At 67.7% G+C, this 9,113-nt stretch carries 9 protein-coding genes; 3 read left to right on the top strand and 6 right to left on the bottom strand.

From position 1 onward, the window contains the following. Positions 1-66: 66 nt before the first annotated feature. Genes AQI95_RS19525 through AQI95_RS19515 form a run of 3 tightly spaced genes read right to left on the bottom strand, consistent with a single transcriptional unit; the run spans position 67 to position 4,533 of the window. Entirely contained in the window at positions 67-1,608 is a 1,542-nt protein-coding gene (locus tag AQI95_RS19525; RefSeq protein ID WP_067124771.1) for a long-chain-fatty-acid--CoA ligase, read from the bottom strand. Between the two features lie 2 nt (positions 1,609-1,610). Then, entirely contained in the window at positions 1,611-2,894 is a 1,284-nt protein-coding gene (hemA, locus tag AQI95_RS19520; RefSeq protein ID WP_107121690.1) for a 5-aminolevulinate synthase, read from the bottom strand. 55 nt (positions 2,895-2,949) lie between these two features. Continuing rightward, the gene (locus tag AQI95_RS19515; RefSeq protein WP_067124768.1) at positions 2,950-4,533 is read right to left on the bottom strand and encodes a class I adenylate-forming enzyme family protein; all 1,584 of its coding nucleotides are present in this window, start codon (positions 4,531-4,533) and stop codon (positions 2,950-2,952) included. A gap of 539 nt (positions 4,534-5,072) precedes the next feature. On the opposite strand from AQI95_RS19515, the gene AQI95_RS19510 reads away from it, so the two are divergent. Then, a complete protein-coding gene (locus AQI95_RS19510; RefSeq protein ID WP_067124766.1) occupies positions 5,073-6,293 on the top strand; it encodes a metallophosphoesterase in 1,221 nt (406 codons plus the stop codon). A 26-nt stretch (positions 6,294-6,319) separates the two neighbouring features. On the opposite strand, the gene AQI95_RS19505 is transcribed toward AQI95_RS19510, so the two are convergent. Next, positions 6,320-6,808, bottom strand: a complete 489-nt coding sequence (locus AQI95_RS19505; RefSeq protein ID WP_067124764.1) for a GNAT family N-acetyltransferase — start codon at positions 6,806-6,808, stop codon at positions 6,320-6,322. Between the two features lie 102 nt (positions 6,809-6,910). Between AQI95_RS19505 and AQI95_RS49055 the strand changes: the two genes are divergently transcribed. Further along, positions 6,911-7,045 carry a cytochrome P450 gene (locus AQI95_RS49055; protein WP_244188788.1) on the top strand — a complete coding sequence of 45 codons (135 nt, stop codon included), beginning with the start codon at positions 6,911-6,913 and terminating at the stop codon, positions 7,043-7,045. Between the two features lie 202 nt (positions 7,046-7,247). On the opposite strand, the gene AQI95_RS19500 is transcribed toward AQI95_RS49055, so the two are convergent. Both AQI95_RS19500 and AQI95_RS19495 read right to left on the bottom strand, forming a co-directional pair. Beyond that, entirely contained in the window at positions 7,248-7,733 is a 486-nt protein-coding gene (locus AQI95_RS19500) for a hypothetical protein (protein ID WP_067124761.1), read from the bottom strand. Between the two features lie 33 nt (positions 7,734-7,766). Beyond that, complete coding sequence (locus tag AQI95_RS19495) at positions 7,767-8,411, bottom strand: sigma-70 family RNA polymerase sigma factor (RefSeq protein WP_159056542.1); 645 nt, start codon at positions 8,409-8,411, stop codon at positions 7,767-7,769. A 40-nt stretch (positions 8,412-8,451) separates the two neighbouring features. Here AQI95_RS19495 and AQI95_RS19490 point away from each other — a divergent pair, with 40 nt between their 5' ends. Beyond that, positions 8,452-8,991 (top strand): hypothetical protein, encoded by a 540-nt coding sequence (locus AQI95_RS19490; RefSeq protein WP_067124755.1) that lies wholly within the window; start codon positions 8,452-8,454, stop codon positions 8,989-8,991. The last annotated feature ends 122 nt before the right edge of the window (positions 8,992-9,113 follow it).

Raw genomic sequence — 9,113 nt, 5'->3', positions numbered from 1 at the left:
GGTCAGCCGCATGGGGAACCGGACGATCCAAAGCCAGTTCCGAGAGCGAGGGCCCTTCGTTTGCAGCTACGAGCCGACGGTCTGCTCGTATTTCGAGACGAGCATCCGCTTGAGGACTTTTCCGCTGGACCCCAACGGGAGAGCGTCGGTGAACTCGACTCGACGAGGGTACTTATATGCGGCGAGACGCTGTTTGCCCCATTCAATGATCTCTTCATCCGATCCAGAGGCGGCGTCCTCCGGCCGGGCTGGCACGACGATCGCCCAGACCTCCTCGCCAAGCACAGGGTGCGGAACACCGATAACTGCCACCTGCGCCACGCCCGGATGCCCGACGAGGATCTCCTCGATTTCGCGCGGATAGACGTTGTAGCCGCCACGCAGAATCAAGTCCTTCTTACGACCCACGACCGAAAGGTAGCCGTCGCCGTCCAGCCTGCCGAGATCGCCGGTGAGGAACCAGCCGTCGATCAAAACCTCAGCGGTGGTCTCCGGGCGACCGAGATATCCGGCCATGACGTTCGGACCGCGCACCACGATCTCGCCCACCTCACCGACGGGCAGGAGATCGATCCCGTCGGCATTCGGCCGAGCTATACCGACTGTGATGCCAGTGATCGGCACACCGACTGTTCCGGATCGAAAAGTCATGCCGGGATAGTGATAGGCAACGCTGCAGGAGGTCTCGGTCATCCCGTAGCCCTCGTACACAGGACATCCGAACACGCTTCGGACATCGTCGAGGGTCTTGACCGGAAGTGCCGATCCCCCGCTGTACACGCGGTCGAGCCGAGGAACCTGCTCGCCCTGGGCCACCGCATCGAGCAACCCGAAATACATGGTCGGCACGCCCATGAACACCGTGCACCGGTGTTTCGTCATCAGCGCGAGGGCTTCCCGCCCGGAGAATCTCGGCATCATGACAATGGATATGCCGGCGCGGAAGCCGGTCAGCATGCCGCAAATCTGACCGAAACCGTGCGACAGCGGCAAACACCCGAGCAGTACGTCGTCACTCCGGAACATGTACGGAGTGGTGACCATCCTCTCGACGTTGTGCAGAATGTTCCGGTGGGTGAGCATCACCCCCTTCGGCCTACCCGTCGTGCCGGACGTGTAGAACACGACCGCGACATCGTCGGGTTCCCGCACCGCGGACTCGTCGATCGGCGCTGCGTCCTGTGCCGCGTTCTCCAGGTCGACAGTGCCCGCGGGGCCCGGGCCGACAGTGAGGAGCACGGTGCCGAGCGGCTCCGCCGCCTCCCTCGCCTGAGCGAGCAAGGCGGCGGCGCACACCAGAAAGCGGGCGTCGGCATCGGTCAGTACGTGATCGATCTCCGACGCGGTCGACATGACACTCAGCGGGATCGCGACGGCGCCGGCCGCCAGCACGCCGAAGTACACGACGGGAAACTGCGGGGTGTCGACCAGGAGCATGGCGACCCGGTCGCCCGGCCGCACCCCGTTGGCCCGCAGCACGGAGGCGTAGCGACGTGCCTGTTCCCACAGCCACCCGTAGGAGAAGTGCTCGGACTCGTAGATCACTGCCGAGTGGTCGGGTCGCTGCGCCGCCGTGTCGGCCAGCACGCCGACAACTGACATGGTCATTGCTACAGCAGTCCGGCTGTCGCGAGAATACGGGCGCCGCCACCGCGGAGCTCGGACGTGGACCAGTCTCGGGCACTCGCGGTCGGGATGTTGAGTTCCCTCCAGATCCCATGAAGGGCCTGGGCGAATTCCTCGACATCGTTCTGATTGTGCACGGCGGACGGAGCGATGCGCAGGATCTCCTCGCCCGCGGGCACGCTGGGGGCGTTGATGGACTGGACGTAGATCCCGTGCCGCTCGAACATCAGCTGGGACGCCCGCTTGCACAGGTCGTCATCACCGATGAAGGCCGCAACGATGTGGGAGTCCGTCGAAATGAACGGGATGTCGGCCGAGATCAGAAGGCTGTGCAGAAGCCGCGCATTCTCCGAGAGAAGCTTTCGCTCGACATCGGAGGAGCGCAGGTACTGAACCGACGCCAGCGCACCGGCCGCGACCGCCGGCGGCAGCGAGGTGGTGAAGACGAACGAGCGCGAATAGGTCCGCACCGCGTCCACGAGGGCCGCCGGTCCCGCAATGTAGCCGCCGACCGTTCCGTAACCCTTTGCCAGGGTACCCATCACGACCGTGAACCGATCGGCGATGCCTTCCCGCGCGGCGATGCCGGCGCCCTGCGGGCCGTACATGCCGACCGCATGGACCTCGTCGATGAAGGTCGTGGCACCGTACTTGTCCGCAATGTCGGCGATCTCGGCGAGCGGCGCAACGTTGCCCGACATGGAATAGACCGATTCCACGACGATGAGCTTCGGGCAGTCGGCGGGAGCGGCCGCGATCAATTCTTCCAGGTGGGCGACGTCGTTGTGCCTGAAGACGTACTTCTTCGCGCCGCTGTGCCGGAGACCGTCGATGATCGAGGCGTGGTTCTTCGCATCGGAAAATACGATGGTGTCCTTCGGCAGCCCCGCCAGCACGGTGAGGGATCCCTCGTTGGCCGTGTATCCCGACGTGAAGAGGAGGGCGGCTTCCTTGCCGTGCTGATCCGCCAGCTCATTTTCGAGGAGGACGTGGTAGTGGTTGGTTCCACCGATGTTCCGGGAACCTCCGGAGCCCACGCCATGAGCATCGATCGCGGCGTGCATGGCCGCGATGACCTGACGATTCTGGCCCATTCCCAGATAGTCGTTGCTGCACCAGACGCTTACTTCCGAATCCACCCCATCACGCCGCGCACTGGCCAGGGGGTAATGGCCGGAACGGCGGCCGATCTCCAGGAACTCGCGCTTGCTTTCAGCAAGATCTGCAGTGGCGTTCCCACTCAGGTATGATGCCAGGTGAACGTTCATTCACTCGCCTTCTCGACGTAGCGGTTTGATTGACCTGCGAACCGAAAGGTCTACGCTAGGAATATTGCGACTTCAGGAGTACCTTGTCGGGCTTGCCGTTGCTATTCATCGGCAGTGCGCTCAAGACATGTATCTTCTCGGGCACATGAATCGGGGACAGTGCCTCAGCAATTCTCGCGCAGATGTCCTCTACTTCGACCACCTCAGCCGGATCGCATTCGATTGCGGCGTGGATGTGATCGCTTCCATCCTCGTCCTGCACGCCGTATACGGCGGCGTGCCGGACACCTGGGTGGGAAAGAATTTCCGCCTCGAGAACTATGGGATGAACCTTGACGCCGCCGACCTTGATGACGTGGGCCACCCGACCCAGGAGAGTCAAATAACCTCGCTCGTCGAGACGGCCGATGTCTCCGGTGAAATACCAGCCGTCACGAAGAACCTTTGCAGTCAATTCCGGGTTGCCGTTGTAGCCGTCCATCATCTGAGGCGAGCGGACACGGACCTCGCCGATTTCCCCGACCGCCAATTCCGCGCCCGAATTCGAGTTGCAGACGACGACCTCCGCCCCAGGGAAGGGCCGGCCGACAGTGGCCGCGAGTTCCGGGTCGCTGTGCTCCTCAGGCGTCAGGATCGTGATCCGACCGCTCTCGCTCGTGGCATACCCCTGCGCCAGAATGGGGCCGAAAAGTCCAATAGCCTGTGCAATTCGAGCCGGTGCCGCAGGGCTGCCGCCGTAGACGATCCGCTTCAGCGAAGACAGGCCCGCAGCTTCCACAGCTGCACTGTCGCGGATGCCTCGCTCAAGCAGATGGTCGATGATTTGGAACACGTGATTCGACGCCATGAACGTCCACGAGACCTCCTTCTCCGCAGAGACGGTGTCCACGAATTTCCCGGCATCGAAGCTCTCATGGGCATAGAGCGCTCCGCCCAGGGCGAAGACTGCGTCCACCATCGGGGCGACGCCATGACTCAGAGGGGTCGACACCAGGATCGACGCACAGTCGTATTCACGACCGACCTCCATCCATGCACGCATGGTCGCTTCCCACGCGCGGCCCGACAACCGGATGCCCTTGGGCCGTCCCGTGCTGCCACTCGTGAAGCCGATGAAGGCCAGCGCTTCCGGGTCCCATGACACGGCGTCCGGGGTATCGGCAACATCGACCCGGCCGACCTCATCGCGTTCCCCATGCTGAAGTCGCGTTACAGGGATCCCACTACCATCAGCGAGCTCCGTCGCGCGCTCCGCACCTTCGGCGTCGGCATAGATGGTCACGGCTTCGGTTTCGCGCAGGATCTGGATCTGGTGATCCAGCGGAAGGATCGTTGCCCTGGTACCAGGATTAGTGGTCCGCACATAGCACACGGCACCGCCGAGCAGATGTGTCGCGTACCGCACGGTGAGCATCTCAGGGCTGTTGGGCGCGACCAGAATCGCTACCACATCCCCCTTGCCCACTCCGCGATTGCGCAGCGCAAGGAACGTTTCAGTCACGGACCGAATCAGGTCACCGCCCGAGAAGGCTTCGCCGCGCCAATAGACGGCATCTCGATCCGGCGCGGCTGCGAACAGCGAGAGAATCTCCGAGACATAACTTCGACTTGCACTCCACCAGTGCCCGGGCAGGCTCATGGGACCTTCCTTTGATCTCGCCAATAGCGATGTCATCCGATTGGGCGGTTCAATCTTCGCCATGCAAAGGAAGTGAGCGGTAGATCGTTCGACCGGCTACAACGGAGTGCCGGAAGGCATCCCGATCTGGGTAGCCGTTCGGCGCACGCGCCGTGCGGCTACCCAGGGTGTCGGCGTTCTCGACCGGGTGCGCCTCGTTTCGAGGGATGTCCTGACCTGAGCAGATGTCGAGTGGTGTGTGGGCGGACAGGTCTCTCCTCGACGAGCGGGGGCGGTGCCACATCGCCGCCGAACACGCGCTGGGCCCGGCGAACCTGTACTGCGATGCCGCAGCCCCTATGAGCGGGGCCTGGCTGCGGCTGGCCGACCGGGTGGAGGACCCGCGGGCAGCCTCACGGAATCGTGAGCACGCCGGGGCGAAGTCGGAGGCCGCCTCTCCGTACGGGGCTGCCACCATGAGCACCCCGTCCGTCCGACCGGCCCGGGACGGCCGGATACAGTGCGCGCGACGGCAGCCCGGTTGCTCGAGGAGGGGAAGCGTGACCGACACCAGCGAAACCCGATCCGCCGACAGTGCGGCGCAGGCGACGCAGCAGAGCCGACTGCACCGCCTGATGCGCTACCTCCCCCTGATCGCCCCCGTCCTGCTGTGGACCGTGCCCTGCTGGCTGCTGCTGTACACCGGACAGCACTGGCCGCTCCCCGTCACGTTCGCCGGCACCGCCCTGTTCGCCCTCGGCCTGATCGGTATGCCGCTCGCGATGGCGCGGGGCCACGGCCGACGCCAGCAGGACTGGGCGGCGATCGTCGGAGACACCCTGCTGGGCACCAGCTGGGTGGTGTTCACCTGGTCCGTCGTGCTCGGCGTCCCGCTGCGGCTCGCCCTGGCCGTGACCGGCGTAGGCGACGGCCAGGACCAGGCCCGGACCGCCACCTGGGCGGTCCTCGGCGCCACCACCGTGCTGCTCACCTGGGGGTACGCCGAGGCTCGCCGGGTACCACGGGTACGCCGTCTGGACGTGCAACTTCCCCGCCTGGGGGCCGGGTTGGACGGCACGCGCGTCGTCCTCGTCACCGACACCCACTACGGCCCGCTCGACCGCGCCCGCTGGTCGGCGCGGGTCTGCGAGACGGTCAACACGCTCAAGGCCGACCTGGTCTGCCACACCGGAGACATCGCGGACGGCACGGCCGAACGCCGCCGCGCCCAGGCCGCCCCACTCGGCACCGTGCAGGCCACCCGGGCCCGGGTCTACGTCACCGGCAACCACGAGTACTACAGCGAGGCCCAGGGCTGGGTCGACCTGATGGACGAGCTGGGCTGGGAGCCGCTGCGCAACCGCCATCTGCTGCTCGAACGCGGCGGCGACACCCTCGTGGTCGCCGGCGTGGACGACGTCACGGCCGAGTCCTCCGGCCTCGCCGGCCACGGCGCCCACCTCGCCGGAGCCCTGCACGGCGCCGACCCCGACCACCCCGTCCTGCTCCTGGCCCACCAGCCCAAGTTCGTCGACCGGGCGGCAGCCGGCGGCGTCGACCTCCAGCTCTCCGGCCACACCCACGGCGGCCAGATCTGGCCCTTCCACCACCTGGTCCGCATCGACCAGCCCGCCCTCGCCGGCCTCAGCCGCCACGGCACCCGCACCCTCCTCTACACCAGCCGCGGCACCGGCTTCTGGGGCCCGCCCTTCCGCGTCTTCGCCCCGAGCGAGATCACTCTTCTTGTGCTCCGCTCCCCGCAGCGGCCCCCCACGCCGTAGCGCCGGGTGCGAACCGGCACACCGCGTCATTCCGAAGGAATGCGAAACTCGAATCTGGGACGGTCCCACGGCACGGCGGGCGGGTTCGCGAGCGCGGTCCCGGTCCGCACCGCACCGACGCGGTGGTAGAAGTCCTCGGCGGGAAGATGCGACACGACCTCGACACGGTCGAGCCCGGCGGCACGGGCCTCGCACTGCATGTGCGCGACGAGCAGCCGTCCAATGCCACGTCCCTGCGCTTCGTCGGCGACGAACAGCAGGTCGAGCTCCGGTGGAGCGAGGACGAGCGAGTAGAACCCGATGACCCGGCCCCCCTGCTCGTCGGCGCCGACGGCCACGAAGGCGCGGTGGGCCTCGATGTAATCAGGACCGACCCGGTAGCCCGCCACAGCGGCTGCGTACTTGCCCTCGTAGGCGCCTGAGCCACGCACGAGCCGCGTGAGCCGCTTGGCATCCCGCGCGACGGCCCTCCGTATCGTGATCGGCTGGCTGATCGGGGAAGTACGTGACCTCATCGGGAGAGTATTTCGCACCGGGGAGTGCCTTCCTGCGGCGGGTCGGACGAGCGGCCCGCTTCAGCAAGCGCGTTCGAGGAGAGCCTGCGGCACCAGCCGCCGGTGGCCAACCTGATCATGCGTTTCCCGGTGGAGGACGTCCACGCCGCGGGGACGGGCCCGACGTTCCGGCGCGGTGAGGCCATCATGGAACGCCTGTCCTTCGGCCACGGACCGCACTACCGCATCGGGGCCTAACTGGCCCGGCAGGAAGCGCGTATCGCCCTGCCGGCGCCGTTCGACCGGTTCCCGCAGGTGAGGCTCGCGGTGCCGGCCGGCGAGCTGCGGCCGGTCGGCTTCTTCATCGCCAACGCCCACAGGAGCATCCCCGTCCGGCTCCCGTAGGCCGCTGCGGCATGGATGCTCCTGATCGGTGGGCGCCGTAGGGACGCGGGGCGGTTCAACGCCACAGGCGCGTCTGGACGTCGTCCCCGACGGGGGCGCAGTCCTCCTCGTGCCGGGCCTCGAGCCGCGGGTACGGGAAGGGGGTGGGTGTGCCGTCGGCCGCGACGACCCAGGCGACCCCCGGCCTCGGCTGCGCGGCGGAGACCATGCGGGCCGGGCAGGAGGGCGGTTCGGGCGCCGGGTCGGGGGACGCGGGCCGCTCGCCGTAGACGCAGAAGACGAGGATGGTTCCGCCCGGCAAGGGGGGCATGGGCTCTTCGTCGCCTTCGCCGGGAAGTGTCCGCACGGCGGGGGCTGGCGCCGCGCCCCCACCGGGTCCGGGCGGGACGGCCGGTACGGCGCACAGGGACGCGAACTCCTCGGCGGCCTCCCGTACGAAGTCGCCGCTCCAGGCGGATCGATCGGCCGGAGAACGCGAAGCGGTGCAGCCGGTGAGGGCGGCGGCCAGCGCTACGCCCGCCGCCAGGAAAGTGTGACGCATTCCGTCCATCTCTTGAATTGTTTACAAACATGCCTAATGCGGGCATCTCAGTGACGATTCAAGCGCACTGCACTGCGGCAGGAGTCCATGCCGCCGCAGAATCGGCCGGAGTGTGCGCATCGCGTAGTGGCTGCGGGATTTCACCGTGCCCACGGGCACTCCGATGTGCGTCGCGGCCTCGGCAGCCGTCCGGTCCTTGAAGTACAGCTCGACCAGCACCTGGCGGTGGTGCTCCGGCAGGCGGGCCATCTCCTTGGCCACGTCGCAGGCCCGCGGCACGTTCTCGTAGGGGTCCACGGGATGGGCGCCGGATTCCATCCGCTCCTCGCCGCCGACCTCCGTGGCGCGGCGGGACGGCATCCGGTGCTGGTCGATCGTCAGACGGCGGGCCACGGTCAGCAGCCAGGGCAGCGCCGAGTCCACGCCCCCTTCGAACGCCTCGGGGTGCTGCCAGGCCCACAGGAACGTCTCCTGCACGATGTCCTCGGCCCGGCCGAAGTCACCGGTGAGCTGCGCGACGACGCGGGACGCACGGTCGACGTGGCGGGTCCGCAGCGCGGGGCCGTACTGGCGCTGCTCGCGCTGGAACTCGGCAGAGTCGTTCCCGTGGACCGGTTCTGCGAGCTCCTCTGGGGCGAGCGGCCCCCGGCACACCCGAAGCCGGCCCCGCAGGGGCACATCGCGGCCCTGCGCAGGAACGCGGAGATCGTCATCTGCCGTGGGATCGCCGCTGCCTACCAGGGCGACGCGGAGGGCGCGCGCGTTCTACGAGCGGGCCGTCGAACTGGGGCGCGCCGACCACAGCCGCTGGACCGTGGCCGACGCGCAGGTCTCGATCATGGTGAATCTCCACCGGGTCCGGCCCTACGAGGCCCTCCAGGCCGGCCGTGCGGCGGCGCTGCGGGCGTTCGAGGAACTCGGCGATCCCTACGGCAAGTGCGCGGCGCTGCGCGGCCTCGCCCTCACCGCACGGATCCAGGGGCGGCTGGAGACGGCGCTGGATCTGCACGCGGAGAGCCACCGGCCGGCCGTGTCGCACAACCTGCCCCTCCTGGAGATCGCCGACCGGGTCTCGGAGGCCGAGCGCCGGCTCGCCCTCGGCCGGACGCGGGACGCGATCGGCATCCTGGAACTAGCGCTCGTCGACAGCCGCCGGCCGCGCGCCTCCCGTCTGGAATCGAAGGCCGCGGCACTGCTTGCGGGGGCTCTGGAGCAGAGCGGGCAGTCCTCGGCCACGGCCGTCGTCGCGGGTGCGTGACGTGGTCCTTGCACGGTGCCTGAAGTCGTGTCGTGCGGGCCCCGTTCGGCGAAAGCCCCGCCGGTGCGGTCCGGCGGGGCTTCGTCGTGTCGTCCCGGGCTCGATCGCGTGTCCGCTCGCGG

The organism is Streptomyces yokosukanensis (assembly GCF_001514035.1).
Classification (GTDB): Bacteria; Actinomycetota; Actinomycetes; order Streptomycetales; family Streptomycetaceae; genus Streptomyces; species Streptomyces yokosukanensis.
Note: the sequence above shows the minus strand (reverse complement) of the source record. Positions and strands in the feature narration are given on the sequence as shown.